25 protein-coding genes and 3 tRNA genes are annotated in these 25291 nt (G+C 56.4%); 10 read left to right on the top strand and 18 right to left on the bottom strand.

Annotation, left to right across the window (positions count from 1 at the left end; all coding sequences use genetic code 11):
* Positions 1 to 9 precede the first annotated feature (9 nt).
* The 8 genes from rbfA to CAP31_RS02510 all read right to left on the bottom strand — a co-directional run bounded on the left by rbfA (position 10) and on the right by CAP31_RS02510 (position 6480).
* Positions 10 to 390 carry a 30S ribosome-binding factor RbfA gene (gene rbfA, locus CAP31_RS02545; RefSeq protein WP_087446099.1) on the bottom strand — a complete coding sequence of 127 codons (381 nt, stop codon included), beginning with the start codon at positions 388 to 390 and terminating at the stop codon, positions 10 to 12.
* Positions 390 to 3185 carry a translation initiation factor IF-2 gene (infB, locus tag CAP31_RS02540; protein ID WP_087446098.1) on the bottom strand — a complete coding sequence of 932 codons (2796 nt, stop codon included), beginning with the start codon at positions 3183 to 3185 and terminating at the stop codon, positions 390 to 392. The genes rbfA and infB overlap by 1 nt, the downstream gene beginning before the upstream one ends.
* Positions 3186 to 3219: 34 nt before the next feature.
* Positions 3220 to 4692 (bottom strand): transcription termination factor NusA, encoded by a 1473-nt coding sequence (nusA, locus tag CAP31_RS02535; protein ID WP_087446097.1) that lies wholly within the window; start codon positions 4690 to 4692, stop codon positions 3220 to 3222.
* Positions 4693 to 4721: 29 nt separating this feature from the next.
* Complete coding sequence (rimP, locus tag CAP31_RS02530; RefSeq protein WP_087446096.1) at positions 4722 to 5150, bottom strand: ribosome maturation factor RimP; 429 nt, start codon at positions 5148 to 5150, stop codon at positions 4722 to 4724.
* Between the two features lie 93 nt (positions 5151 to 5243).
* A tRNA-Leu gene (locus CAP31_RS02525) sits at positions 5244 to 5332 on the bottom strand.
* Between the two features lie 3 nt (positions 5333 to 5335).
* Positions 5336 to 5409, bottom strand: a tRNA-Cys gene (locus CAP31_RS02520).
* A 109-nt stretch (positions 5410 to 5518) separates the two neighbouring features.
* A tRNA-Gly gene (locus CAP31_RS02515) sits at positions 5519 to 5594 on the bottom strand.
* 58 nt (positions 5595 to 5652) lie between these two features.
* Positions 5653 to 6480 (bottom strand): SAM-dependent methyltransferase, encoded by an 828-nt coding sequence (locus CAP31_RS02510; RefSeq protein ID WP_087446095.1) that lies wholly within the window; start codon positions 6478 to 6480, stop codon positions 5653 to 5655.
* Positions 6481 to 6600: 120 nt separating this feature from the next.
* Here CAP31_RS02510 and folB point away from each other — a divergent pair, with 120 nt between their 5' ends.
* Both folB and CAP31_RS02500 read left to right on the top strand, forming a co-directional pair.
* Entirely contained in the window at positions 6601 to 6957 is a 357-nt protein-coding gene (gene folB, locus CAP31_RS02505) for a dihydroneopterin aldolase (RefSeq protein WP_087446094.1), read from the top strand.
* The gene (locus CAP31_RS02500) at positions 6954 to 7697 is read left to right on the top strand and encodes a sulfite exporter TauE/SafE family protein (protein ID WP_223247342.1); all 744 of its coding nucleotides are present in this window, start codon (positions 6954 to 6956) and stop codon (positions 7695 to 7697) included. The genes folB and CAP31_RS02500 overlap by 4 nt, the downstream gene beginning before the upstream one ends.
* Here the strand turns inward: CAP31_RS02500 and xerD are convergent.
* The 3 genes from xerD to CAP31_RS02485 are packed head-to-tail and all read right to left on the bottom strand — an operon-like array spanning position 7694 to position 10732.
* Positions 7694 to 8584: a site-specific tyrosine recombinase XerD gene (gene xerD / locus CAP31_RS02495; protein ID WP_087446092.1), complete on the bottom strand. Its 891-nt coding sequence runs from the start codon at positions 8582 to 8584 to the stop codon at positions 7694 to 7696. The two genes, CAP31_RS02500 and xerD, sit on opposite strands and share 4 nt — an antisense overlap.
* Positions 8581 to 9075: a methylated-DNA--[protein]-cysteine S-methyltransferase gene (locus CAP31_RS02490; RefSeq protein WP_087446091.1), complete on the bottom strand. Its 495-nt coding sequence runs from the start codon at positions 9073 to 9075 to the stop codon at positions 8581 to 8583. The genes xerD and CAP31_RS02490 overlap by 4 nt, the downstream gene beginning before the upstream one ends.
* On the bottom strand, positions 9056 to 10732 hold the full coding sequence (locus CAP31_RS02485) for a hypothetical protein (RefSeq protein ID WP_087446090.1): 1677 nt from the start codon (positions 10730 to 10732) through the stop codon (positions 9056 to 9058). Before CAP31_RS02485 ends, CAP31_RS02490 begins: the two co-directional genes overlap by 20 nt.
* 45 nt (positions 10733 to 10777) lie before the next feature.
* Between CAP31_RS02485 and CAP31_RS02480 the strand changes: the two genes are divergently transcribed.
* From CAP31_RS02480 to rng, 6 genes are read left to right on the top strand one after another with little or no spacing between them, the layout of a single operon-like run.
* The gene (locus CAP31_RS02480) at positions 10778 to 12034 is read left to right on the top strand and encodes a glutamate-5-semialdehyde dehydrogenase (protein ID WP_087446089.1); all 1257 of its coding nucleotides are present in this window, start codon (positions 10778 to 10780) and stop codon (positions 12032 to 12034) included.
* Positions 12027 to 12704, top strand: coding sequence for a nicotinate-nucleotide adenylyltransferase (gene nadD / locus CAP31_RS02475; RefSeq protein WP_223247341.1), 678 nt, complete (start codon positions 12027 to 12029; stop codon positions 12702 to 12704). Before CAP31_RS02480 ends, nadD begins: the two co-directional genes overlap by 8 nt.
* Positions 12701 to 13057, top strand: a complete 357-nt coding sequence (rsfS, locus tag CAP31_RS02470) for a ribosome silencing factor (protein ID WP_087446088.1) — start codon at positions 12701 to 12703, stop codon at positions 13055 to 13057. Before nadD ends, rsfS begins: the two co-directional genes overlap by 4 nt.
* 26 nt (positions 13058 to 13083) lie before the next feature.
* Positions 13084 to 13554: a 23S rRNA (pseudouridine(1915)-N(3))-methyltransferase RlmH gene (gene rlmH, locus CAP31_RS02465; RefSeq protein WP_087446087.1), complete on the top strand. Its 471-nt coding sequence runs from the start codon at positions 13084 to 13086 to the stop codon at positions 13552 to 13554.
* Positions 13547 to 14185, top strand: a complete 639-nt coding sequence (locus CAP31_RS02460) for a nucleoside triphosphate pyrophosphatase (RefSeq protein WP_087446086.1) — start codon at positions 13547 to 13549, stop codon at positions 14183 to 14185. Before rlmH ends, CAP31_RS02460 begins: the two co-directional genes overlap by 8 nt.
* On the top strand, positions 14182 to 15636 hold the full coding sequence (gene rng / locus CAP31_RS02455) for a ribonuclease G (RefSeq protein WP_087446085.1): 1455 nt from the start codon (positions 14182 to 14184) through the stop codon (positions 15634 to 15636). Before CAP31_RS02460 ends, rng begins: the two co-directional genes overlap by 4 nt.
* Before the next feature lie 41 nt (positions 15637 to 15677).
* Here the strand turns inward: rng and CAP31_RS02450 are convergent, their stop codons facing one another.
* The 5 genes from CAP31_RS02450 to CAP31_RS02430 form a co-directional block, all read right to left on the bottom strand.
* Positions 15678 to 17246, bottom strand: coding sequence for a FimV family protein (locus CAP31_RS02450; RefSeq protein ID WP_087446084.1), 1569 nt, complete (start codon positions 17244 to 17246; stop codon positions 15678 to 15680).
* A 137-nt stretch (positions 17247 to 17383) separates the two neighbouring features.
* Positions 17384 to 19303: a dynamin family protein gene (locus tag CAP31_RS02445; protein WP_157662630.1), complete on the bottom strand. Its 1920-nt coding sequence runs from the start codon at positions 19301 to 19303 to the stop codon at positions 17384 to 17386.
* A gap of 82 nt (positions 19304 to 19385) precedes the next feature.
* A complete protein-coding gene (locus CAP31_RS02440) occupies positions 19386 to 19961 on the bottom strand; it encodes a YggT family protein (protein ID WP_087446082.1) in 576 nt (191 codons plus the stop codon).
* A gap of 17 nt (positions 19962 to 19978) precedes the next feature.
* Positions 19979 to 20785, bottom strand: a complete 807-nt coding sequence (proC, locus tag CAP31_RS02435; protein ID WP_087448224.1) for a pyrroline-5-carboxylate reductase — start codon at positions 20783 to 20785, stop codon at positions 19979 to 19981.
* A gap of 5 nt (positions 20786 to 20790) precedes the next feature.
* The gene (locus CAP31_RS02430) at positions 20791 to 21480 is read right to left on the bottom strand and encodes a YggS family pyridoxal phosphate-dependent enzyme (protein WP_087446081.1); all 690 of its coding nucleotides are present in this window, start codon (positions 21478 to 21480) and stop codon (positions 20791 to 20793) included.
* 33 nt (positions 21481 to 21513) lie between these two features.
* Between CAP31_RS02430 and CAP31_RS02425 the strand changes: the two genes are divergently transcribed.
* Positions 21514 to 22557 (top strand): type IV pilus twitching motility protein PilT, encoded by a 1044-nt coding sequence (locus CAP31_RS02425; RefSeq protein WP_087446080.1) that lies wholly within the window; start codon positions 21514 to 21516, stop codon positions 22555 to 22557.
* 4 nt (positions 22558 to 22561) lie between these two features.
* Complete coding sequence (locus tag CAP31_RS02420; protein WP_087446079.1) at positions 22562 to 23689, top strand: PilT/PilU family type 4a pilus ATPase; 1128 nt, start codon at positions 22562 to 22564, stop codon at positions 23687 to 23689.
* Positions 23690 to 23721: 32 nt separating this feature from the next.
* Here the strand turns inward: CAP31_RS02420 and CAP31_RS02415 are convergent, their stop codons facing one another.
* Both CAP31_RS02415 and CAP31_RS02410 read right to left on the bottom strand, forming a co-directional pair.
* Positions 23722 to 24873 (bottom strand): class I SAM-dependent RNA methyltransferase, encoded by a 1152-nt coding sequence (locus tag CAP31_RS02415; RefSeq protein WP_087446078.1) that lies wholly within the window; start codon positions 24871 to 24873, stop codon positions 23722 to 23724.
* A complete protein-coding gene (locus CAP31_RS02410) occupies positions 24870 to 25286 on the bottom strand; it encodes a CopD family protein (RefSeq protein ID WP_087446077.1) in 417 nt (138 codons plus the stop codon). The genes CAP31_RS02415 and CAP31_RS02410 overlap by 4 nt, the downstream gene beginning before the upstream one ends.
* Positions 25287 to 25291 lie beyond the last annotated feature (5 nt).

Below are 25291 nucleotides of genomic sequence, written 5' to 3'. Positions count from 1 at the left end.
GTCACTGGATCACGCGTTATCGTCGCCGGGACGAGCGTTATCGTCAGCAACTGCTTCATCTATCAGACGCGACAGTTCAGCACCGCGCGCGACCGAAGTATCGTACACAAAAGTGATTTGCGGCACGATGCGCAGACGCATGCGCGGCCCCAGTTGTGCGCGGATAAATCCGGCCGCATGATTCAGGGCACGCGCCGCTGCCTGCGCCCGTTCCTGACTTTCAAACACAGTGAAATACACTTTGGCGTGTTCCAGATCGTGCGTGACCACCACCTCGGTGATCGTAATCATGCCCACGCGAGGATCATGGATTTCACTGCGTATGATATCAGCCAGCTCGCGCTGAATCTGTTCAGCGACACGACGTGAACGCGGAAAATCCTTGGCCATTATAAGCTGCGTGCAACCTGCACGACTTCGTAACCTTCAATCTTGTCGCCGACTTCCAGCGCATTGAAGTTCTTGATCGACAAACCGCAATCGTAGCCGAATTTCACTTCCTTGACGTCGTCCTTGAAGCGCTTCAGCGAATCCAGCTCACCGTCATGGATGATTTCGTCGTTACGCAGCACACGCACGCGCTGACCACGCTTGATAACGCCGTCCAGCACATGGCAGCCCAACACCGTACCGACTTTGGAAATCACATAGACTTCGCGCACTTCCGCCATACCGGTGACATTTTCTTTCAGATCCGGGGTCAACATCCCGGACAATGCTGCCTTGACCAGATCCACGACTTCATAAATGATATTGTAGTAACGGATATCCACGCCCAGCGACTCGGCCAATTTGCGTGCGGCCGCGTCGGCACGGGTATTAAAGCCGATGATGACCGCCTTGGAAGCCATGGCCAGGTTGACGTCGGATTCGGAAATGGTACCGACCGCATTATGCAGGATATCGACCTTGACTTCACTGGTCGAGATTTTCTGCAGCGAACTGGACAAGGCTTCCGCAGAACCCTGGACGTCAGCCTTGATAATGAGCGGCAGACGTTTCGCTTCGCCTTCGCCCATTTGCTCCATGATGCTTTCGAGCTTCGCCGCCTGACGCTTGGCCAGTTGCACATCACGGAACTTGCCCTGGCGGAACAATGCGATTTCGCGCGCCTTGCGTTCATCCTGCAAGACCATCGCGTCTTCACCTGCTTTAGGCACATCGGACAAACCCTGGATTTCCACAGGAATAGACGGGCCGGCTTCCAGCACAGGCTTGCCATCTTCATCCAGCATCGCACGCACACGGCCATATACCGCACCGGCCAGCACCACATCGCCACGCTTTAGCGTACCGGACTGCACCAGGAGCGTTGCTACCGGGCCGCGGCCCTTATCCAGACGCGCTTCGATAATCACACCCTTGGCCGGAACGGTTTTCGCCGCTTTCAGTTCCAGCACTTCGGCTTGCAACAGGATCGCTTCGATCAGGCCGTCGATATTGAGGCCTTTTTTGGCAGACACTTCAACAAACTGAGTATCGCCACCCCAGTCTTCAGGCACGACGCCCTGAGCCACCAGCTCCTGGCGGATACGCTCCGCATTGGCTTCAGGCTTGTCGATCTTGTTCACTGCAACCACCATCGGCACATTGGCCGCTTTAGCATGATGGATCGCTTCTATCGTTTGCGGCATGACGCCATCGTCAGCTGCCACTACCAATACCACCAGATCGGTTACTTTGGCACCGCGTGCACGCATCGCGGTAAATGCCTCGTGACCCGGGGTATCGAGGAACGTCACCATACCATGATCGGTCTCGACGTGGTATGCGCCGATATGCTGGGTAATGCCGCCGGCTTCGCCGCTGGCGACACGGGCACGGCGGATCGCGTCCAACAGCGAGGTCTTGCCGTGATCGACGTGGCCCATAACGGTAACCACCGGCGCGCGCGGCAATAACTCCACTTCATGCTTTTCAGATTCTTCCAGGAACGATTCGGGCGTATCCAATGGTGCCGGTTTGGCGATGTGCCCCATTTCCTCGACCACGATCATCGCAGTTTCCTGATCCAGCACCTGGTTAATGGTCACCATGCTGCCCATTTTCATCAGTGCCTTGATGACTTCTGCGGCTTTAACCGACATCTTGTGCGACAACTCGGCGACGGTAATCGTTTCCGGCACCAGCACTTCCTGGACTATGGGCTCGGTCGGAGCGCTGAAGGAATTTGCCGATTCGCTCTCGGATTTATGCTGCTTGCCACCTTTGCGATTACGCCATGCATCCCCACCGGTATCGCCACGCGACTTGATGCCGCGTTTTTTGGCCTGCATGTCATTCCATGCGGTATCTTTGGTCTTGGCCGGCGCCAGTTTGGCCTTTTTATCAACCGGTTTGGCTTTTTCACCCGGTTTCGCTGGCGCCTTGTGCAAAGTGCCTTCGGTTACAGCCGGTTTGGCAGCTGCAACAGTCTTGGCAGCTTCGGCGGCTTGCGCCTGTTCTTCCAGCGCTTGCTTGCGTTTCGATTCGCGTTCCTGCTTCAGGCGTATTTCCTCGGCCTGACGTTCGTGTAATGCCGAATGCCGGCGCGCTTCGTCGGCTCGACGAGCCAATTCCTGCTCATCCAGTACCGGTTTTACGATACGCCGACGCTGCAATACTGGTTGCTCTGCAGCAACCGCTTCCGGTTCGGCTGCGGTTGCTGCTTCAGTTTCAGGCGTTTCTTCCGTAATATGTTCTGCAGGCGCTTCTTCTGCGCCATATTGTTCCTCTACCGGCGTGGCTTCGGCTGCAATCTCTGCCGGGGCTTTTTCGATAACCGCTTCGGCAGATTCAGCGGAAATGACTGCCTCTTCCACCGGTTGTGCATGCATTTCAACCTCCGGGGCAACAGACAAGCCGGTGTCGACTGGCTCAGATTCCGCCTCTGCAGCCGCTTCATGGGCCACCGGGGTTTCACGTTTTACCAGCACTCGTTTTTTACGCACTTCGACCTGAATGGTCCGCGCCTTGCCGGTGCTGTCGGCTTTTTTGATTTCCGAGGTTTCTTTGCGTGTCAGCGTGATTTTACTTTTCACGTCTGTAGCGCCGTGCTTTTTGCTTAAGTAATCCAGCAAGCGCGCTTTATCCTGCTCGGTGATAGCATCCACAGCCGCAGACTTTTCTACGCCGGCTGCACGCAACTGCTCCAGCAATAATCCGGTGGAGAGCTTTAGTTCTTGGGCAAATTGTTCTACATTCATATCAGGGCTGTCGAGGCTTTCTCTACTAATTTATTTAGGCAAACCACGGCGCACGCGCCGCCATAATCAGTGTAGAAGCACGCTCAGCATCCACACCCGTCATTTCTACCAGTTCATCCACGCCCAATTCAGCCAGATCTTCTGAACTGGTAATGCCATGCTCGGCCAGCAAGCGCAGCATTTCACTATCCATACCGTCTAATGATGCCAGATCGTTTGTTACATTTTCCACTTTTTCTTCGCTGGCAATCGCATCCGTCAATAATACGTTGCGGGCACGTGCACGCAATTCGTTGACCAGCTCTTCATCGAAACCTTCGATTTCCAGCATTTCGCCGATAGGCACATAAGCCACTTCTTCCACGCTGCTGAAACCTTCCTGCACCAGCATGTCGGCGATCTCTTCATCGACGTCAAGTTTCTCGACAAACAAGGCACGCATCGCCAAGGCTTCAGTTTCGTTCTTTTTCTGCGCTTCTTCAACGGTCAAGATGTTCAGTTCCCACCCCGTCAATTCCGAAGCCAGACGCACATTCTGCCCGCTGCGGCCGATCGCCTGAGCCAGCTGATCTTCTTCCAGTACCACATCCATGCTGTGCTTTTCTTCGTCGACCACGATGCTGCTCACTTCAGCCGGCGCCAGCGCATTAATGACGAACTGCGCGGCTTCGGGCGACCACAGAATGATATCGACACGCTCACCCGCCAATTCACCGGTAACGGCCTGTACGCGCGAACCGCGCATGCCGACGCAAGTACCGATTGGATCCAGACGCTGATCGTTTGATTTTACTGCAATTTTAGCGCGCGCGCCGGGGTCGCGTGCAGCGCCTTTGATTTCCAGCAATCCTTCTTCGATTTCGGGCACTTCGAGTTCGAACAATTTGGCGATAAATTCCGGCGCGGTACGCGACAGAATCAGCTGTGGGCCGCGACCGCTGCGTTCAACGCGCAACAGATAGGCGCGCACCCGATCGCCTACTCGCAGATTTTCCTTCGGAATCATCTGGTCCCGCGGCAGCAAACCTTCCACCCGGCCGGATTCGATGATCGCACTGCCGCGCTCCATGCGTTTGACAGTACCGGTTACCAGATATTCCTTGCGTTCCAGAAAGTCGGTCAGTATCTGCTCACGCTCGGCATCGCGTATGCGCTGCAGGATCACCTGCTTTGCCGCCTGTGCGCCTATGCGGCCAAACTCGACAGCTTCCAGCGGCTCTTCGACAAAGTCGCCGATTTGCAAATCAGGGTGCGATATCTGCGCGTCAGTCCACGCAATCTGGCTTTCCGGAAACTCGTGATCGTTATCGGCCACCACTTCCCAGCAGCGGAACGCATGATAATCGCCGGTATCACGATTGATTACCACGCGGATATCAGCATCTTCCTGGAAGCGTTTTTTGGTAGCCGAAGCCAAAGCCTGCTCCAATGCACCAAACACGATTTCCTTGTTTACATTTTTTTCTCTGGCTAATGCATCAACCAACAGTAAAATCTCGCGGCTCATTCTCGAAAACCTCCGGCCATTTTTAGCAATTACAGATTAGGAACCAAACGTGCGGCATCAATATTGGCAACATCCAGCTTGATGATCTGCCCATCTACATCCAATTCAATTTGGGTATCGCTCGCGCCATGTATCACGCCGACAAAACGGCGCTGTCCTGCCAGCGCCACGCGCAATTTGACCTGCGCCTTTTCACCCATGAAACGCTGATAGTCCGCCAGCTTTTTCAGCGGTCTGTCCATACCCGGCGACGACACTTCCAATCGCTCGTATTCTATATTCTCTACTACCAGCCAGTTGCTCAAATGATTGCTGACCAGCGTACAGTCATCCAGCGTGATACCTTCCGGCTTGTCAATAAAAACACGCAGCAGGCCGCTTTTGGCCGACATCGACATATCGACCAGTTCATAACCCAGACCTGCCAGGGTAGCTTCTATTAACGATTCTAACGACATTCGCGTTCCACAAACAAAAAATGGGCTATAAGCCCATAAACATCTTGCGGCCCTAAAAACCCAAGACAAAAATATAATCCGTCGATACCAAACTGGTGCCCGGAGCCGGAATCGAACCGGCACGCCGATTTCTCAGCGAGGGATTTTAAGTCCCTTGTGTCTACCTATTCCACCACCCGGGCGGTTGGAGGCGGGGGTCGGAATCGAACCGGCGTCCACGGCTTTGCAGGCCGCTGCATAACCACTCTGCCACCCCGCCAATCGCTCAGCGCAACATTAACCAAAACACCCAGTAACTAAAAAGGGAAAGCACCAAGCTTTCCCTTTTCTTTTGGACCTTCCCTTGCGATCGGGACTTCTCCATAATCTGGAGCGGGAAACGAGATTCGAACTCGCGACCTATACCTTGGCAAGGTATCGCTCTACCAGCTGAGCTATTCCCGCGTTAATGAGATGCGTATTGTAATGATTACGCGCCGCTTGTCAACACTTTCCTGACATCTCAGTCAAAAGGGCTGATGAAGAATCGCGACTCAAGTTCTTCTAAACCAAACATAATCAACAACTCACGCAAACGTTCTGCCGCACGGCGACGTGGCAAATTTTTATAATTTGCCACAATTAACTCATTCTTCATCGAATGCTCCCACCCCACCAGCTCTGTCACCGTGACCTGATAGCCATGCGCTTCCAGCTGCAGACAGCGCAATACATTGGTCAGATGACTGCCGAATTCCCTGGTATGGATCGGATGCCGCCAAACTTCGGCCAGCGCTCCGCGCGCTAACGCCTGTGCCTTGCCCTGCCGCAGGGCCGCCGCAACTTCGGCCTGGCAGCACGGCACCAGCACCATGAACCTGGCTTGCTTCTCCAATCCGAAACGGATGGCATCATCGGTAGCGGTATCGCAGGCATGCAAGGCCGTGACAACATCGATCTTTTCCGGCAACAGGGCCGATGTGATCGAATCCGCCACCGACAGGTTGAGGAATGACATGCCGGCAAAACCCAATTGCTGGGCCAGCTCGACCGAGCTTTGCACCAATGCTTCGCGCGTTTCGATGCCGTAGATGTGCGACGCGTCATTGCGCTGCTTGAAGAACAGGTCGTAAAGAATAAAACCCAGATACGATTTGCCCGCGCCGTGATCCACCAGTTGCACATTCCCGCCTATCTCCTGCAACAGCGGCTCGATGAACTGATACAGGTGGTAGACCTGCTTCAGCTTGCGTCGGCTATCCTGATTCAGCTTGCCGTCCCGCGTGAGGATATGCAAAGCCTTGAGCAGTTCTATGGATTGACCGGGCCTGATTTCAGGGATTGCGAACATTTTGTTTCTTTCTTAAAAAGCGGCAAACAGACGGCATTGTAACCGCGTAGCGTAACTGCGCCATCACACAACATCCTAATAGGGTTAAAATGATGTCTTTTAATGCTAAGGCAAAACCTCATGGATACGCTGTTTTTGCGTGATTTCAGATTGCAAATGATTATCGGCATTTACGAGTGGGAACGCAAAGTACCGCAAACCGTACAGCTCGATCTCGAGATCGGCTTGCCGCACAGCCGTGCCTGCCAAACCGACGATGTCGCCGACTCCATCAATTATGCCGATGTCGCGCAACGCATCCGCGATACCGTAGCACAGCGCAATTTCAATCTGGTGGAAGCACTGGCCGAACATGTGGCACAAGTGATATTGACCGAATTCGGCTCGCCATGGGTCAAGGTATGCGTGACCAAACTGGCCGTGGTCCGCGGCATCAAACAGCTGGGCATCTGCATCGAACGCGGGCAAAAAGCTTGAGCGCGGAACTCATCGCGCTCTCCGGCCTCATCCTGCTCGCAGCTTATTTCATCCGCGGCACATCCGGTTTCGGTTCCGGTCTGGTCGCCATTCCCATCATGGCGTTATGGCTGCCGCTGACTTTTGTCGTACCGCTGATGCTGCTACTGGATTTTTCCGCCTCGGTGATGTTGAGCGGAGTCAATTTGCGTCAGGTTAACTGGCGCGAAATCCGCACGCTGATTCCGTTCAGCATTATCGGTATATTGCTCGGCACTCACTTGCTGACGAGTCTGCCGATGCAGCCCATGCTCATCACGCTGTCGGTTTTCGTCGCCATTTTCGGGTTTCGCTCGCTGTTCAATCTACACGGCGACAAGCCCATCTCGCGCAAATGGGCCATTCCTGCGGGATTGGGCGGCGGCACAGTCGGCTCGTTATTCGGCACCGGCGGCCCGCCTTACATCATTTATCTGGGACATCGCATCAGCGACAAGACCGCATTGCGCGCCACTTTTTCCGGATTGATTCTAATTGAAGGCTCATTACGCATCAGCAGTTTTGCCTACGCTGGCCTGTTTTCGGACACGCGCCTGCTGTTTTCCTACCTCGCCGCCATGCCCGTGGTCGCCCTCGGCTTGACGTTGGGACATCGCGCCCATGTTGGCCTGAGTCGCGAGCAGATGATGCGGCTGATCGGCTTGTTGTTGCTTGGCAGCAGTATCAGCCTGATGGTCAAGGCTTTCGCCGCACAATCCTAGCCACGCGGATGATGCCTGGCATGCAGCTGCTTGAGACGTTCACGGGCGACATGCGTATAGATCTGGGTCGTAGCGATATCGGCATGCCCCAGCAACAATTGCACCACACGCAAGTCCGCGCCATGATTCAGCAGATGGGTCGCAAAGGCATGGCGCATCACATGCGGCGACGGCAGTTTCGTCAATCCTACCTGCCGTGCACGGCGTTTGATCAGATACCAGAAAGCCTGGCGCGTCATCGCTTCCCCGCGCTGGGTCACGAACAAGGCATCGCTCACCCGCCCGTGCAACAGCTGCGGCCGCGCGTGCCGGATGTACTGCAGCAGCGCATCCACCGCGACTTCTCCCAGCGGCACCAGACGCTCCTTACTGCCCTTGCCGATGACCTGCACCACGCCCATATCGATATTCACGCTGCGCAGGTGCAAGCCGACTAACTCGGATACACGCAAACCGCTGGCATAAAGAATTTCCAGCATCGCCCGATCCCGTACCGCCAGCGGCTCTTCACCGACCGGCGCAGCCAGCAGGGCTTCGACTTCGGCTTCGCTCATGGACTTTGGCAGTGTGCGCGGCAGCTTGGGCGTGTCGATTTTCAACGTCGGATCTTGCGCAATGCGCCCGTCGCGCAGCGCTAGCCGGTAAAAGCGTTTGAATGCCGACAGCTGGCGTGCGGTACTGCGCGGACTGGCACGTTGCGCATAACGATAATGCAGATAGCTTTCCAGGTCGGTCTGCGTCACCGCAAGTAACGATTTTCCCGCCAGCCAGGTGGCCAATTGCATCAGATCGCGGCGATAACTCTGCATGGTATTGGCAGCCAGCCCGTCTTCCAGCCAGACCAGATCACAAAATCCGTCTATGAGTTGCCGGGTATCCGGATTCATCTGCGGGCGGCGCCGGACTCATGCCGCAGCAGCCAGTCCTTGTAGGCCAGTGCGGCATCATCCCTGCGGTGCATGAACCCTCCAGGGCCGGCCCTGGCCACTACGCGGTGGCACGGGATCAGAATAGGCAGCGGATTGGCGCCGCATGCCTGGCCGACAGCACGCGGACTGGAACCGATCTCCCTGGCAATATCGCCATAACTGCGTGTCTGTCCGACGGGGATGGCGAGCAACGCCTGCCACACCCGCAGTTGATGCTCGCTACCCTGGTACGACAGAGGTACGTCGAATGTTTGCACAGGATCACGCCAATAGTGCGCCAGCCCCTGCACCAGACGCTGCACATGCGGAGTCGAGCCTGCCTGAAGCGGGAAATCGGCCGGCAAAAAATCTATCCGCCGCACTCCTTGCGCATCCGCCATTACGCCCAGATGCGCAAACGGCGCAGCAAGCACCGCATCGTAATGCGGTTCAGCGGAGGCTGAGCGCATAACTGGCCGCCGCTTGTTGTGCCGCGTCCGTACTGTTTTTCAACACCCATTGATACTGCATGCCGGCATCTTCATGCAAACCTGCCTGCTCCAGGCTGGCTGCCGCATCGAGGCGGGATTGCACGGTCATGGCATCAGCCTGCGGCATTTCCGTCGCCGCCTGCAAATACCATTGTGCGGCCGCTGCCGGCTGTTTGTCGGCAGCGGCTAGCTGCCCCAGCCGATACAGCACGGCACGCCGTTGCAACGGCTCGACGACAGGTAACAAGCGTGTGAGCAAGTCGCGTGCCGACGCTGCCTCAGATGCCTGCCGGGATAACTGCTGCACCACTGCCAGCATCTGCCAGCCGGAAGCGGACGGCACTGCCGACAATCCTGTCAGCCACGCCGACACCGCCTTGGCAGCGGATGGCCAGTCATGAAGGCGTGCGTACAAGGCCGCGCGACGTGCTTGCCAATCCGCCGCATCGACGCCTTCCGCTGGCGCATCCAGGTCATGCCACAGGCCTGCGGCCAGCTCGAATTCGCCTGCATCCAGCGCCAGCTTGCCCAGACGATAGCGCACCGTCGCGTTGAATGCCGACGCCGGCAATCCGGGCCACACCGATACGAACAGACGCAATGCAGCACGATCGAGATGTTGCGCCAGCAATTGCTCCAGGAATTGCTGTTGCGCCGAACTGCGCAATGCCGGGTCTTTGCCATCGCGTGCCAGGTACGCCCAGATAGCCCGCGCCATCACCGGATCGGTCGACGCCGACTCCCGCGCCAGATCGGCCCAGCCGGCATCGGAACCAAACAGCAGCAACCTGACATTGCCAAAACTCTGGGTCAGGTCGCGATAGGCCTTCCACAAGGCGGGTGCACTCGCTTCATCAGGCGCGGCAGTCAGATTGAGCAAATGCTCGCTGATCTGTATCTGCAACTCGGGGGCGTTCATTTGTGCCGCGATCTTGCGTGCCACTAACAGCATCGGTGCACTGGCATCGCTGCCGAGTACCGCCTGCAAACGCTGTTTGCTGTCATCGTCACTCAATTGGCCGCCAGCCGCATCGATCAACGCCGCCATCGGGTCATTATTGACCAATTGCGTCCGCACCCAATTGACGTCGGTTGCACGCCCCGCCTGCAGCATCGCCAGCGCATAGATATGCAGCAATGCCACATCCACGCCAAAATCCTGCTGATAGCGCAACATCACGCTGGCCGCTTCGCCATCCGGCTGCGGCAGCAGATGACTTTGTACGGCCAGATTACGCAACTCCTGATACTCGACCTTGTCGCTCGGCAGCACCCATAGCAGCTTAGCCAGATAGCCTCGCGCCAGACTGCCATCGCCTTTCTTTATAGCTGCCCGCGCCGCCAGTAACGCAGCCGTATGCTTGACATCATCCGGAGCATCTTCCGGCAAAGCGGCGGCACGTTTGAGCACATCATCGGTCTGGCCGACTTTCCCCAGTAACTGCCATTGCCAGCGCAGCCAGTCCGGACGCGCATCCTGACTGGCATGTGCCAACCCCTGATCCAGCTGCAACAATGCCAATTGCGGCGAACCGGCGTCAGCCAATTGTTTGGCGTCATCCAGCCCGCCAGCCAGCGCCGGCACATGGCTGGACAGCAGCAAACCGAGACCGATTAAAAAATTCGATATTTTCATTTTTAGGTTAAAATTAAGTTTTAATTTTCAACGCAGTGGTTAAAGATGGATATTAAAACCTATATGCACCAGATTGGGCAAGCAGCACGCACGGCTTCCCGCGCCCTGGCACGCGCTGACACACTTGCCAAGGATCGTGCGCTGCTGGCAATCGCTGACGCTATCGAACGCGACACGGAAATTTTACAGGCCGCGAATGGCCAGGACATGGCTGCAGCGCGCGCCAACGGACTGGACGCGGCGTTGCTCGACCGGTTGGCGTTGAACGCCAAATCCATCACCGGCATGGCCGAAGGCCTGCGCCAGATCGCCGCGTTGCCAGATCCGGTCGGCGAGATCACCGATCTCAAATATCGCCCGTCAGGTATCCAGGTCGGGAAAATGCGCGTACCGCTGGGCGTCATCGGCATTATTTACGAAGCGCGGCCGAACGTGACCGCCGATGCCGCCGGGCTGTGTCTGAAATCCAGCAATGCAGCGATCCTGCGCGGCGGCTCCGAGGCGCTGCACAGCAACCAGGCCATTGCAGTCTGTGTGCGCGAAGGACTCGCTGCAGCCGGTCTGCCGGAAACCGCAGTACAAGTCATCAATACCACGGATCGCACCGCGGTGGCCGAACTGATTACCATGCGCGAATTTGTCGACGTCATCGTTCCGCGTGGCGGCAAAGGCCTGATCGAGCGCCTGATGAACGAAGCGCGTATTCCGGTCATCAAGCATTTGCATGGCGTGTGCCACGTGTATATCGACGATCATGCCGATCTGACCAAGGCAGTGCGTATCGCCGACAACGCCAAAACCAGCCGCTACGGCACCTGCAACACCACGGAGACCTTGCTGGTAGCGCAAGGCGTGGCCGCTCAGGTATTGCCCGAGATTGCCGCGATTTATATCGCCAAGGGAGTGGAAATGCGCGGCTGCGCCATCACCCAGAGCATACTCAATGGCATTAACCCGGCGACTGATGAAGACTGGTTCACCGAGTACCTGGCGCCGATCATTTCCATCCGCGTGGTCGACGACATGGATGCGGCGATCAGCCACATCAATCACTACGGCTCGCAACACACCGATGCCATCGTTACCGAGAATTACACGCGCGCGCGCCGCTTCCTGCGCGAGGTCGACTCCAGCAGCGTCATGGTAAATGCCTCGACCCGTTTCGCCGACGGTTTCGAATATGGTTTGGGTGCCGAAATCGGCATTTCCACTGACAAGATCCATGCCCGCGGCCCGGTTGGTCTGGAAGGCCTCACTTCGCAAAAATGGGTAGTACTCGGCGACGGGCACATACGTGGGTAATCCACGTAATTTGCGGCCTATCGGCATCTTCGGCGGCACCTTCGACCCGATCCATTTCGGGCATCTGCGCCTGGCCGAAGAAATGGCCGAGGCATTGGAGCTGGACCATGTCCGCTTCGTCCCCGCCGGTACGCCGCCGCATCGCAGCCGGCCGCGCACCGACGCTCCCCATCGACTGGCGATGGTGAAGATTGCCACCGCCAACAATCCGCGTTTCGTCGTCGATCAGCGTGAAGTCCAGCTGCCGCGTTTATCCTATACGGTAGACACCCTGCATTCGCTGCGCGCCGAGCTGGGCAGTAATCAACCATTGTGTTTGCTGCTTGGCGCGGACGCTTTCCTCGGGCTGTCCAGCTGGCATAACTGGCAGGAACTGTTCGATCTCGCCCACATCGCCATCGCCCATCGCCCCGGATTCCCGCAAAGCACCTGGAAAGACGCCATGGCGGACATCCTGCGTGATGCGATCGAGACGCGCATGGCCAATCCGGAGGATCTCAATACCTGTCCGGCCGGATTGATCGTGACGCGCCCGATCACGGCGCTGGACATTTCAGCCACGCATATTCGTGATACCTTACGCGCTGGGCGCAACCCGCGCTATTTACTCCCCGATGCGGTGCTTGATTACATTAACGCCCATCAACTTTACTTACCGGAAACCGCATGAATACAGATCAGATTACCGCCGCCGTTGTTGAGGCCATTGAAGATATCAAAGGCCAGGACATCGTTGTGCTGGACGTTTCGGCACAAAGTTCGCTGTTCGAACGCATGGTGATTGCCAGCGCCGACTCCACGCGCCAGACCAAAGCCATTGCCCATAACGTGCAGGAAAAACTCAAGGAAGCCGGCATACCCGATCAGGGCATCGAAGGACTGGCTTCAGGTGAATGGGTGTTGCTCGACCTCGGCAGCGTCATCGTGCACGTGATGCAGCCGGCCGTGCGCCAGTATTACAACCTGGAAGCCTTATGGAGCGCCGCCGCCGATCAGCGCAGCCGCCGCCAGAGCGAAGCCTGAAACCCGAGCATTGATCGTAGCGTGCCATGAAACTGTACATCATCGCAGTAGGGCAGAAAATGCCGGACTGGATCAGTGCCGGCTTTGACGAGTATGCCAAACGCATGCCCAGAGAAACGGCTATCCATCTGCTCGAGCTCAAGCCCGAAAAACGCGCCAGCGGCAAGACCGGCGAGCAAATCAAAATCGCCGAACGCGACCGCATCCTCGCCGCCATTCCACGCGACGCCACGGTGTGGGCGCTGGATGAACGCGGCGAACAGCTCACCACCCTTGCCCTGGCCGGCCATTTACGCGAATGGCAAGGTGCCGGGCGCGATACCTGTTTTATTATTGGCGGTGCGGACGGCTTGCACGACGACGTGAAACAACGCGGCGACAAGCTATTCGCACTTTCCCGGCTCACCCTCCCGCACGGCATGGTACGCGTACTGCTCGCAGAACAGCTGTACCGCGCCTGGAGCATTACCCAGAACCATCCCTACCATCGTGAATAATTTCCCGCCCCGCATTTATCTGGCTTCCCGTTCCCCCCGCCGCCGTGAATTGCTGGCACAGATGGGGGTAAATTACGACGTATTGCTGCTGCGCGAAACGAGCGGCCGCTGCGACGTCGATGAAACGCCGAAGGAAAACGAATTACCCCATGATTATGTTGCGCGCATCGCGCTGGCCAAAGCCGAGCTGGGCTGGCAACGTGCCTGCCAACGTGGCATCCTGCGCCATCCTGTGCTCGGCGCGGATACCACGGTCACGCTGGATAACGAAATCCTCGGCAAACCCGGCAGCGTCGAACGCGCTGTCGCCATGCTAGCCAAACTGTCTGGACGCACCCATCAGGTGATGACGTCGGTTGCGCTGGCCTATCAGAACCGGGTTCATCAGCTTACCAGCGTTTCCGAAGTGACTTTCAAACATTTGTCTTCCCATGAAATCGAACAGTATGCCATCAGCGGCGAACCGCTGGACAAGGCTGGCGGTTATGCCATACAAGGCCGCGGCGCGATTTTCGTCCGTCATCTGAACGGAAGTTATTCCGGCGTCATGGGTCTGCCGATATTCGAAACTGCCGAACTGTTAAACCGCTATAATTCCCCTACCGCACAGCTGACCGATACCCCATCATGAGCGAAGAAATACTGATCAACGTCACTCCGCAGGAAACCCGTGTAGCTGTCATGCATCTGGGCGTAGTGCAAGAGCTGCATATAGAACGCAGCAGTCAGCGCGGCCTGGTAGGCAATATTTATTTCGGCAAGGTGTGTCGCGTATTGCCGGGCATGCAATCCGCGTTCATCGATATCGGCCTGGAACGTGCCGCTTTTCTGCATGTCGCCGATATCTGGGAAGAACGCCAGCACATCGGCGAAGAACGTCCGATCGAACGCATCCTGTTCGAAGGCCAGAGCATCATGGTGCAGGTCATCAAGGACCCTATCGGCACCAAAGGCGCCCGCCTTTCTACCCAGATCAGCTTTGCGGGCCGCTTCCTGGTGTATTTGCCGCAAGACTCGCACATCGGCATTTCCCAAAAGATCGAGGATGAGGCCGAACGCGAACAGTTACGCCAAAAACTTCAGCTCATCATTCCCGAAGGCGAACCTGGCGGCTTTATTATCCGCACCATGGCCGAACAGGCGCAAACCGCCGAACTGCAGGCCGATGTGGATTACCTGCGCCGGTTGTGGGCAGACATCCAGAGCCGCGCCAAGGTCGCAGCAGTGAAAACCCTGCTCTATCAGGATCTGAATCTGGCATTACGGGTACTGCGCGACTTTGCCAACGATGAAACCAGCCGGATACTGGTGGATTCGCGCGAAACCTATCAAAAGATGTTTGAGTTCGCCCAGAATTACACGCAAGGAGTAATCGAAAAATTACAGCATTACGCTGCGGAACGCCCCTTGTTCGACCTGTACGCCGTCGAAGCGGAAATCGAAAAAGCGCTCGCGCGCCGTGTCGATCTCAAATCCGGCGGCTATCTGATCATCGACCAGACCGAAGCCCTGACCACGGTTGACGTCAACACCGGCGGCTTTGTCGGTGTCCGCAATTTTGACGACACCATTTTCAAAACCAATCTGGAGGCGGCACAAGCCATCGCACGGCAATTGCGGTTACGCAATCTGGGCGGCATGATCATCGTCGATTTCATCGACATGGATAACCGCGACCACCAGCAGGAAGTGTTTCTGGAATTCAAAAAAGCGCTGTCGCGCGACAATACCCGCATGTCGGTACACGACTTCTCTCCGCTAGGCCTGGTGGAAATGACGCGCAAACGCACCCGAGAAAGCCTGGCGCATATCCTGTGCGAGCCGTGCCCTACCTGTCAGGGACGCGGCCAGGTAAAAACCGCGAAGACCGTATGCTACGAAATATTGCGGGAAATCGTGCGCGAAGCCCGTCAGTTCAATGCCAAGGAATACCGCATTCTGGCATCGCAACTGGTAATCGACTTGTTTCTGGAGGAGGAATCGCAGAGTCTGGCGCAATTGGGCGACTTTATCGCCAAGCCCGTGTCCTTGCAGGTCGAGACTTTTTATACCCAGGAGCAGTACGATATTATTCTAATCTAGAAAAATGATCCGGGTCCGACTGGCATGGGCAGCGATCGGACTTATTGAAAATCCCAATCCAGATTATCTTCAGCCGCCACTTCTTCGGCGATCTTTGTTTCCGGTTTGCTCAGAATATCCAGAACTTCCTTCAACCAGATAATATCGCGATAGACGTCCAGACTGAATCCCTGGCGGCTCCCCTGCCTGTCGTCGTAGAGCAGCTCGCTCAGATAATCGTAGCATTCATGGTCAGGCCACAAGGATATGATTCTGGTCATGATGTGCGTCATTGCCAGCACACCCTCCCCCTTTTGCTCTGCCGGCATAATCAAATTCCAGGTCGGCACAATCAGGTTAAAGCGCTGTTTGAATCCGGCTACCGTCCGATCGAACGATTCATGGTCACCCAGTTCACGATAGATGCCTAACAGCATGAACCACACCGCCGGATGATTACGCGGATGCCCGGCAATATCTTCCGACAACACGGCAATCGCCCTGTCCTTATAGCCCAGCCCCAGAAACACCTCGGCTTCTTCGGTTACGCGCATCAAACTGGAGACCGACAGCGCCTCTGACTGCACCGTATTATGTCGTTCCGCGGGCCGGGCAAGCAGATCATGCCCCGGCAATTTATCTACCGCGAACTCGATATCCGGATGCTGTTGCGAAGACGGCGCAGCAACATCATCCACATGCGCCCACAAGTCATTCGTCGCCGAATCTACCTGCGCAATGGCACCCAATTTAATTTGGCCTTTGTCGGCCTGATCGTCGGGCGATGGTACGGTAAACATCAGATTCGACAATTTCCGGCGGCGATCCAGCACATAACCCGCAACCAATACCAGCAATGCCAGACCGATCCACAGCCAACCAGACCGCCGCCAGCTTGCGGCTGCATTTCTGGCAGCTGTCGGCTGGAGTGCCGGCTGAGGCTGAGCTGGCTTGACCGTCTGCGCTCTTAACAGCACCAAAGCGTGTTTTGCCTGAGCCAGTTGCTGCTGACTGGCGACGAGATCATCGCGCAGCCGGTCGATTTCCGATGCGGGTCTGCCTGCGTCTATCGACAGCATGCCGCGCATGCGCTTCAACGCAATCAACTGCTCCGCCGATAACGGGTACTGCCCGGGCAAACTGGACAGAGATGTACTCAGATGCAGGTTCACAGCGAAAGCGGGCTGAATCACAGCCGGTCTCGCCACAGCCGCAGGATGCCTGTCAGAGGCCGGAAGTTTGCGCTTGGCCACAAGGCCCTGCTTGCTGCTGAACAGTTCAGCGTCGGTTTTGGGAGCAGGTTGTGCCACTCGCGGTCTGGCTACCACTGGCGGGACGATTACTGGGCTGACAACAACAGCGGCATTACTTGCATTGCTTGCCACATCCAGCAACAAGGTATATTCGCGTCGCACCAGGCCTGAACAGCGTGTTTCTATCGCGAATACGAGCACAGGGTCATTGACCGCGTATTGGGTCGTCAATGCCAGATAAGGGATGCCCGCCATATTTTTCACTGTCAGCCTGGCTTTCTTTAACGAAGGCAAACTGTCATCAGCCTGGCCAGGCTGTGTCAGCACAAAACAATTATCGGCCAACTCACCTGCATCGTCGCTTAACACAGGGATCATCACATCGAGCGGCTGCCCCTAGCCGGATCTGACCCGAGCCGCTCCGAACCCCATGGCCGCAGTAACGCCGGTTGCAGTCATGGCTGCAACCAGCAGGATGGTTCGGGATATGCGCTGATGCATCCGCGCACCCGGGCTCAAATCTGGCTTGCCACAGTTGCCGACAGACAGGCCGACCCTTGCAGGATCACGCCAATTTCAGCCTGCTGCTGCTCCAGCGTGGCTTGCTGGCTTTTCAATGCAAGCGTTCTGGCTTGCAGGTTATCCAGATTGTCATGCACTTGCTTGATATTCTCGATACGGATTTCCAGCTGTTTTTTATGATCGCGAATACGCATGACCACAGGGTCAAGGCTGCGCCGCAACCAGCTATCGGCCTCGGTTTTGGCGAGCATGAACATGCCGCGCGCCTCTGCCACCAGACTCAGGTAGAACTTTTTGACCATGAAACGTTTTTCCATGATCAGATTGACCGGATCATGCCCGAACTGATCCACCTGCAACATGAGTACGGCGAGTTTTTGCCGGCAATTATCCATCGTCAATTGTGGCGGGCTCAACAGCGGGAAACCATGTTCCTGGTGAAAACGCAGATAAGCGGCGTCAAGCAGTTCCACGATTCTGGTTGCCCGGTCTTCGACTTCATGGAAACGCTGAATGATTTGTGCAAACAAATCATTCATTCCCTGCACCAGTCCGGGAGTCGTCCAGCAATCCTCCAGACGGGCACGTCCGGCAACCAGCATTTCATCCAGCACTTCCTCAGCCAGCGCATCCAGCAGCAAACGGCCTTGTTCCTGTATCAGCGTGCGGGTTATTTTGAAATTCATGGTAGTGGCATCGTATGCCGACTTTTCCTTGATCAGCTTGTCGCGCAAATTAGTCACGATTTCGCAATTCTTGCCCGAGAATGCGCTGAGCTGTTCCAGATCCTGGCGCACGCCTTCGAGCTGCATGTTCACGCTCTGGCGGGACGCGCCAGCCATCGTTTGCACTTCGTTGCATACCGACTTGTAGAGTATCACCTGACGGTCGGGAATGATCTTGTCCGCCAGCAGGCTTTCCAGCGCGCCGATGCCGGAACGCTGGATCAGGGCCTGATCGCCGCGGATTTTCCCCAGCAACGCCTTTTGCGCAGACAAGGCCAAAACCTGATCTTCCGCCAACTGCAATTGCTGCGCCGTGTGCTGCTTCTGTTTATGTATGCTCTGCTCGATTTCCGCCTCGGATTTGAGCTCATCCCATAACATATCGACCTTGTTCAGAATCGCCACGTGATGGTTGGCATGATGGCGCACACTGTTTTCCCATATCTCCAGATCGGAACGCGTCACGCCGGTGTCTGTCGCCAGCAAAAACAATACGCCGTGCGCGTTAGGGATCGTATTCAGGGTTAATTCCGGTTCGGAACCGAGCGCATTCAAACCCGGCGTATCCAGTATCGCCAGACCGCTTTTCAGCAACGGATGAGGGAAATTAATCATCGCATAACGCCAGACCGGGATTTCAACCATGCCATCGTGGGATTTGACGATATCGCCGGCATCGCACAGCCCCATTGCCTGAGCCTCGGCAACAGCGACTCTTTTCACATCAGCCAGTGAACGCAAGGCTGCGCTCATTTGCTGAGGATCGGCGGGATCCAGGCGAATACTGCTCCACTCGATGGACAAACGCTTCAGGCGTGAAATCGAATCATCACGCAGCCGCGTTTCTATCGGCAGCAGGCGCAGGTAAGGTTCGCTATCGGCGTCGTAGAACAATTCGGTCGGACACATGGTGGTACGGCCGACATCGGACGGCAGCAAGCGCTGTTTCAGATCGGCAAAGAACAAGGCATTAATCAGCTCGGATTTGCCGCGCGAAAATTCAGCCACGAAAGCCAGCAATAATTTATCGCGCTTAAGGCTTTCGGCCAGATCATACAGGCGCAGACTCTGCCCGGACTCGACGTCGGTATAACGCTCCAGCCACGCGCGGTAAGATTCCAGAGTTGCCAGAATCTCGCCACGCTGGCGCTGGTACTGCGCTATTCCCTGATCGAGCCTGCTGTCCATTTTGTAGCGCTCCAAATTCCTTGATTATTATTTATATAATTTCCGTCTGCAGTCGGAAGTATTCCTGCGCTTCGGTGACGAATCACAGCAAGTGCCGCGCCCAGGCACCCAACCATGCCAACGGAAATGTGACAACAAATTGACACAACAGCAGAAATATCATGGGTGACAAATCGACGTTACCCACCAATGGCACGATACGTCTGAAAGGGCGCAGCAATGGGGCTGTCAGCGAATCGAAGACCACCATGAATGGCGAAAACGGGTTCACCAGCGACAAGACCGCCGTTACCAATACCAAACCCATAAGCACATAACATGCCAGCACCAGCAAATCGACCAGGGCTAACAGCAGGAATCCTGACAGCACGCCTATCCCTGCAACCGCAAAGGGAAACCCCTGCAACGCGTACAACACCAATGTCAGGACAAACTGCAAGACCACCGCAAGCAGCAGGGTTGCCAGATCCAATCCAAACAGTCCGGGAATAACGCGGCGCAACGGACGCACGACAAAATCAGTAAACTTCACCACGAACTGTGCGAACGGGTTTTGAAACGGCACTCTCATCCATTGCATATAAACGCGCAATAACAGCGCGATCAGGAACAGGTTCGTCACATTTTGTAAAATAAAGGCAAAAGCTTGATTCAGCATGATTTGTTACGCGGCATTTACGCCAGCGCATCCCCCAGTTCTTTGGAACGGCGTGCCGCTGCATAAACCGCCTCGACGATGGCTGCCTGCACACCCGCTGCCTGCATACTCAAAATGGCCTGTTCGGTCGTACCACCTTTGGATGTCACCCGCGCCCGCAGCTGGGCAACATCCTCGGGGCTGCTTTCAGCCAGCTTGGCCGCCCCCAGAAACGTTTCCAGCGTCAATTGGCGCGCGGCAGCTGCGCTCAGCCCCTGATCCATCCCGGCCTGTTGCATGGCTTCCATAAAATAGAACACATACGCCGGGCCGCTGCCCGACACGGCGGTAACGGCATCCATCAACACCTCATCTTCCAGCCACAGCACGCTGCCTGCTGCCTCCATCACCACTTCGGCCTGCTTGCGTTGCAACGCCGTCACCGCGGGCAGCGCAAACAGCGCGGTCACTCCGGCGCCTACCATCGCGGGCGTATTCGGCATGGTGCGCACCACCCGTTCATAATTGCCCAGCCATGCGGACAAGGTACCGGCACGCACCCCAGCGGCGATGGAAACCACCAGCTGCTGATCCAGCAAAGGCGCCAATTGCTCGGCGACTGCCTGCAATTGCTGCGGCTTGACCGCCAGCACCACCACATCAGCGGCTACAGCAGCTGCATCGAGTCCGCTACTCACGCTGACCCGGAATTCGGTATGCAGATGACGCTGCGCATCGACGTTGTGCTCAATCACCGTGATACGCTCGGCGCCGAAGCCTTCGCGCAACAAGCCTGCAATCAGGGCTGAAGCCATGTTGCCGCCACCAACAAATGCAATATGCATAAATTTCATCCTCTTATTCTGGTTCCAAACAGGGCCGTCCCCACACGCACTATGGTAGCCCCTTCAGCAATTGCGGCCTCCAGGTCGCCCGACATGCCCATCGACAGGGTATCCATGCCCGCACCCTGCGCATTCATTTGCTCAAAGCACTGGCGCAACAGCGCAAATTGCGCCCGCTGCTCCGCCACATCAGCGGTTGCACGGGGAATCGCCATTAAGCCACGCAACCGCAATCCCGGCAAATCGCGCACCTCGGCAACCAGCTCCACCAGTTGTTCCGGCGTCACGCCGCTTTTGCTCGCTTCACCGCTCACATTGACCTGCAAGCAGATATTCAGCGGTGCCTGATCGGGCGCACGCGCCGCCGATAAACGCTGGGCAATAATCGCACGATCCACGCCATGTACCCAGTCGAAACTGGCAGCGATCTGGCCGGTCTTGTTACGCTGGATAGGCCCGATAAAATGCCAGCACAAATGCATATCTGCCAATGCGGCTATTTTAGCCACCGCTTCCTGCACGTAGCTCTCGCCGAATGCCTTCTGTCCGGCCTCTGCCAGCGCACGCACCGCATCCGCCGTACAGTTTTTACTCACCGCCAATAACGTCACATCCTGCGCCACACGACCTGCCAATTCGGCGGCAGCTGCAATTCGTGTTTGAACTGCTTGCAATGTGCTTTTCACTGTGTCCATAATAGCCGAAAGTAAATTGGGGAATTATAACAAATGGAAATATCCGAACTGCTGGCTTTCGCAGTCAAAAACAAGGCATCCGACTTGCATCTCTCGGCCGGCTTGCCGCCGATGATACGCGTCCACGGCGATATCCGCCGCATCAATCTGCCGGACATGAATCATCAAACCGTACACGACATGGTGTACGACATTATGAACGATGGCCAACGCAAAATATACGAAGAAACCCTGGAAGTGGACTTTTCGTTCGAGGTCCCCACGCTGGCACGTTTCCGCGTCAATGCGTTCAACCAGAATCGCGGCGCAGGCGCGGTATTCCGTACCATTCCCAGCAAGGTACTGACGCTGGAAGAGCTGAATGCGCCCAAGATATTCAAGGACATCGCCGATACCCCTCGCGGCATTGTACTCGTTACCGGACCTACCGGCTCGGGCAAATCGACGACACTTGCGGCCATGGTGGATTACGTCAATGAAAACGAATATGGCCACATCCTCACCGTCGAAGACCCGATCGAATTCGTACATCAAAGCAAAAAATGCGTGATCAACCAGCGCGAAGTCGGGCCGCATACCTTGTCGTTTGCCAACGCACTGCGCTCGGCGCTGCGTGAAGATCCGGACGTCATCCTCGTCGGCGAAATGCGTGACCTTGAAACCATCCGCCTTGCCCTTACCGCGGCGGAGACCGGTCACCTGGTGTTCGGCACCCTGCACACCAGCTCGGCAGCCAAGACCATAGACCGGATCGTGGACGTTTTTCCTGCAGCCGAAAAGGAGATGGTGCGTTCCATGCTGTCCGAATCCATCCGTGCGGTCATTTCGCAAACGCTGCTCAAGAACAAGGAAGGCACAGGCCGCGTGGCCGCTCATGAAATCATGATAGGCACACCTGCAATTCGCAACCTGATCCGCGAAAACAAGATCGCCCAGATGTATTCCTCCATCCAGACCGGCCAGAATGTCGGCATGCAGACACTGGATCAATGTTTGCAGGATTTGGTTAAACGCAACGTCATTTCCGTCGGCGAAGCCCGTTCACGCGCCGCTAACAAAGACATGTTCCTGGGATAAACCAATGGACGCACTGAATACCATACACGACCTGCTGCGCCTGATGCTGAGTAAACGCGCATCCGACCTGTTCATCACTGCCGGGTTTCCGCCTGCCATCAAGGTCGACGGCAAAATCGCTCCGGTTTCCAATCAGACGCTGACGCCTTCGCATACCCGCGAACTCGCGCGCAGCATCATGAACGAGAAGCAATGGAAGGATTTCGAGGCCCATCACGAAGCCAACTTCGCCATCTCACCGGCAGAAATCGGACGCTTCCGGGTCAACGCCTTCGTGCAGCAGGGACGCATCGGCGTCGTCATGCGGACCATCACTACCCAGATACCCAAACTGGACCAGCTCAATCTGCCGCCGGTATTACGCGATGTCGCCATGGTAAAACGCGGTCTGGTCATTTTTGTCGGCGGTACCGGTTCCGGCAAATCCACTTCGCTGGCAGCCATGGTCGGCCATCGCAACGAGAATGCGCAAGACCATATCATTACCATCGAAGATCCGGTCGAGTACGTACACGAACACAAAAAATCCATCGTCACTCAGCGTGAAGTAGGCGTCGATACGGAAAACTGGTTTGCCGCGCTGAAAAACACCTTGCGCCAGGCCCCCGACGTCATCCTCATCGGCGAGGTACGCGACCGCGAAACCATGGAATACGCGATTGCTTTCGCAGAAACCGGGCACCTGTGTCTGACCACGCTGCACGCCAACTCGGCCAACCAGGCACTGGACCGTATCATCAATTTCTTCCCGGATGATCGCCGTCAGCAATTACTGATGGATTTGTCGCTCAACCTCAAGGCTTTCATCTCGCAGCGCCTGGTTGCGCGCAAGGGCACGACCGGCCGTATCGCGGCGGTCGAAGTGCTGCTCAATTCGCCGCTTATCGCCGATCTGATCTTCAAGGGACAGGTACACGAAATCAAGGAGATCATGGCCAAGTCGCGCGAACTGGGCATGCAGACTTTCGACCAGTCGTTATTCGACTTGTACGAAGCCGGCCTGATTACCTACGAAGACGCATTGCGCAATGCCGACTCGCTCAATGATCTCCGGCTCAAGATCAAATTGCAGGGTCAGGAATCCAAGGACCGCGACATCATGTCCGGGATCAACAATCTCAATATCGTTTGAAATTGAATTTGCGGCGCTGCGGCGTCGCTCATTTATTTCCGCGCCGACCCCGCTACAATCTTGTATTCGAACAAGCGGCACTCCAGCGCACCGTTGAACAACGGCGTGCGTTTGCTCGCATTGAGCCGTATCAGCTTGGGCAGATTCATGTCCGCCGACAGGATGTAGGCATTCCACCCCGCACATCTGCGTTTCAGCCAGTCGCCCAGCCTGGGATAGAATTCAGCCAGCTCAGCCTGTTCGCCGATGCGGATGCCATACGGCGGATTGGTCACAATGATGCCGGATTCAGCCGGTGCCGGCACTTCCAGCACGTTCCCCTGCTTCAGCTCGATCACATTTCCCAGCCCGGCCGCTTCCAGATTCACGCGCGCGTCGCGCAATGAATCACCGAACATGTCCCTGCCATAAATCGGTTGCGGCGTGGCCGGCAATTGCGCATCGACGGCGGCTTGCTTGATCGGCAGCCATACCCCGGGGTCGAAACGGGTCAATTTTTCGAAGCCGAAATCGCGATGACTGCCCGGCGCGATATTCAGCGCCACCTGCGCGGCTTCCATCAGGATGGTGCCGCTGCCGCACATCGGGTCAAAAAACGGTACGCCAGGTTGCCAGCCCGACAGCTTGATCATGCCCGCCGCCAGATTCTCGTTCAGCGGTGCCGCGCCGGCCTGTTTGCGCAGGCCGCGCTTGAACAGCGAGGCACCCGACGTATCCAGATACAGCGTACATGTCGTCGCCGTCAGAAAGGCATGGATGCGCACATCCGGCTCGCGGATATCCACATCGGGGCGCTTGCCGGTCGCATCGCGAAAACGGTCACAAACCGCATCCTTGATGCGTAATGTCGTGAACTCCAGACTCTTCAATGGCGATTTCTGCGCCGTCATCTTCACCACGATCGTGCGCTCGACGCTGAACAGCGCAGGCCAGTCGAACGACAATGCGCCCTGGTAAATATCCTCCTCGTCCCGATATTCGCCGCCGCCTACCCGCCATAACACCCGGCTCGCCAGACGCGAATACAGATTCACCCGGTAACACAGTTCGAATCCACCCGAAAATGCCACCCCGCCGTAAGTCGGCGCAATCGCCTCAGCGCCCTGCTCGCGCAATTCGTCGCCAAGCAGACCTTCAAGCCCGCGCGGGCAGGTAGCGAAAAACTGTTCCAATTTTTTTGTCATGCAAACTCCGGTTTCAATACCACCAACAACACCACTACAAACAAGACCAATACCGGCAATTCATTAAACCAGCGGTAAAACACGTGGCTACGCTTATTCCCGTCTGCTGCGAACACTTTTACCAGATGCCCGCAATACAAATGATAGACAACAAGCCCCCCGACCAGAGCCAGTTTAATATGCAACCATGTGCCTGTATAACCGTATCCGAGCCAGAGCCAGGTGCCGAAGACCAATGCCAACACCCCTAACGGCGTCATAAACCGATACAATTTGCGTTCCATCAATTTGAACTGGGCAACCGTTGCAGTGTCATTAACCATGGCGTGGTTAACGAACAACCGCGGCAAATAGAACAGCCCGGCGAACCAGCTGGTTACGAAAATGATATGTAACGCCTTAATCCACAACATTTGAA

This window comes from Sulfuriferula sp. AH1 (genome assembly GCF_002162035.1).
Lineage (GTDB): Bacteria > Pseudomonadota > Gammaproteobacteria > Burkholderiales > Sulfuriferulaceae > Sulfuriferula.
Note: the sequence above shows the minus strand (reverse complement) of the source record. Positions and strands in the feature narration are given on the sequence as shown.

Excerpts from the sequence above, each read along its gene's own strand:
- rsfS (WP_087446088.1), top strand. The coding sequence starts at position 12,701 with ATGAATACAGATCAGATTACCGCCGCCGTTGTTGAGGCCATTGAAGAT.
- CAP31_RS02410 (WP_087446077.1), bottom strand. The coding sequence starts at position 25,286 with ATGTTGTGGATTAAGGCGTTACATATCATTTTCGTAACCAGCTGGTTC.
- nusA (WP_087446097.1), bottom strand. The coding sequence starts at position 4,692 with ATGAGCCGCGAGATTTTACTGTTGGTTGATGCATTAGCCAGAGAAAAA.
- proC (WP_087448224.1), bottom strand. The coding sequence starts at position 20,785 with ATGCATATTGCATTTGTTGGTGGCGGCAACATGGCTTCAGCCCTGATT.
- CAP31_RS02510 (WP_087446095.1), bottom strand. The coding sequence starts at position 6,480 with ATGTTCGCAATCCCTGAAATCAGGCCCGGTCAATCCATAGAACTGCTC.
- infB (WP_087446098.1), bottom strand. The coding sequence starts at position 3,185 with ATGAATGTAGAACAATTTGCCCAAGAACTAAAGCTCTCCACCGGATTA.
- CAP31_RS02490 (WP_087446091.1), bottom strand. The coding sequence starts at position 9,075 with ATGCGCTCAGCCTCCGCTGAACCGCATTACGATGCGGTGCTTGCTGCG.
- CAP31_RS02415 (WP_087446078.1), bottom strand. The coding sequence starts at position 24,873 with ATGACAAAAAAATTGGAACAGTTTTTCGCTACCTGCCCGCGCGGGCTT.
- CAP31_RS02430 (WP_087446081.1), bottom strand. The coding sequence starts at position 21,480 with ATGGACACAGTGAAAAGCACATTGCAAGCAGTTCAAACACGAATTGCA.
- xerD (WP_087446092.1), bottom strand. The coding sequence starts at position 8,584 with ATGAATCCGGATACCCGGCAACTCATAGACGGATTTTGTGATCTGGTC.
- rbfA (WP_087446099.1), bottom strand. The coding sequence starts at position 390 with ATGGCCAAGGATTTTCCGCGTTCACGTCGTGTCGCTGAACAGATTCAG.
- folB (WP_087446094.1), top strand. The coding sequence starts at position 6,601 with ATGGATACGCTGTTTTTGCGTGATTTCAGATTGCAAATGATTATCGGC.
- CAP31_RS02480 (WP_087446089.1), top strand. The coding sequence starts at position 10,778 with ATGGATATTAAAACCTATATGCACCAGATTGGGCAAGCAGCACGCACG.
- CAP31_RS02450 (WP_087446084.1), bottom strand. The coding sequence starts at position 17,246 with ATGATCCCTGTGTTAAGCGACGATGCAGGTGAGTTGGCCGATAATTGT.
- CAP31_RS02425 (WP_087446080.1), top strand. The coding sequence starts at position 21,514 with ATGGAAATATCCGAACTGCTGGCTTTCGCAGTCAAAAACAAGGCATCC.
- CAP31_RS02445 (WP_157662630.1), bottom strand. The coding sequence starts at position 19,303 with ATGGACAGCAGGCTCGATCAGGGAATAGCGCAGTACCAGCGCCAGCGT.
- CAP31_RS02485 (WP_087446090.1), bottom strand. The coding sequence starts at position 10,732 with ATGAAAATATCGAATTTTTTAATCGGTCTCGGTTTGCTGCTGTCCAGC.
- CAP31_RS02440 (WP_087446082.1), bottom strand. The coding sequence starts at position 19,961 with ATGCTGAATCAAGCTTTTGCCTTTATTTTACAAAATGTGACGAACCTG.
- rimP (WP_087446096.1), bottom strand. The coding sequence starts at position 5,150 with ATGTCGTTAGAATCGTTAATAGAAGCTACCCTGGCAGGTCTGGGTTAT.
- rng (WP_087446085.1), top strand. The coding sequence starts at position 14,182 with ATGAGCGAAGAAATACTGATCAACGTCACTCCGCAGGAAACCCGTGTA.
- CAP31_RS02420 (WP_087446079.1), top strand. The coding sequence starts at position 22,562 with ATGGACGCACTGAATACCATACACGACCTGCTGCGCCTGATGCTGAGT.
- rlmH (WP_087446087.1), top strand. The coding sequence starts at position 13,084 with ATGAAACTGTACATCATCGCAGTAGGGCAGAAAATGCCGGACTGGATC.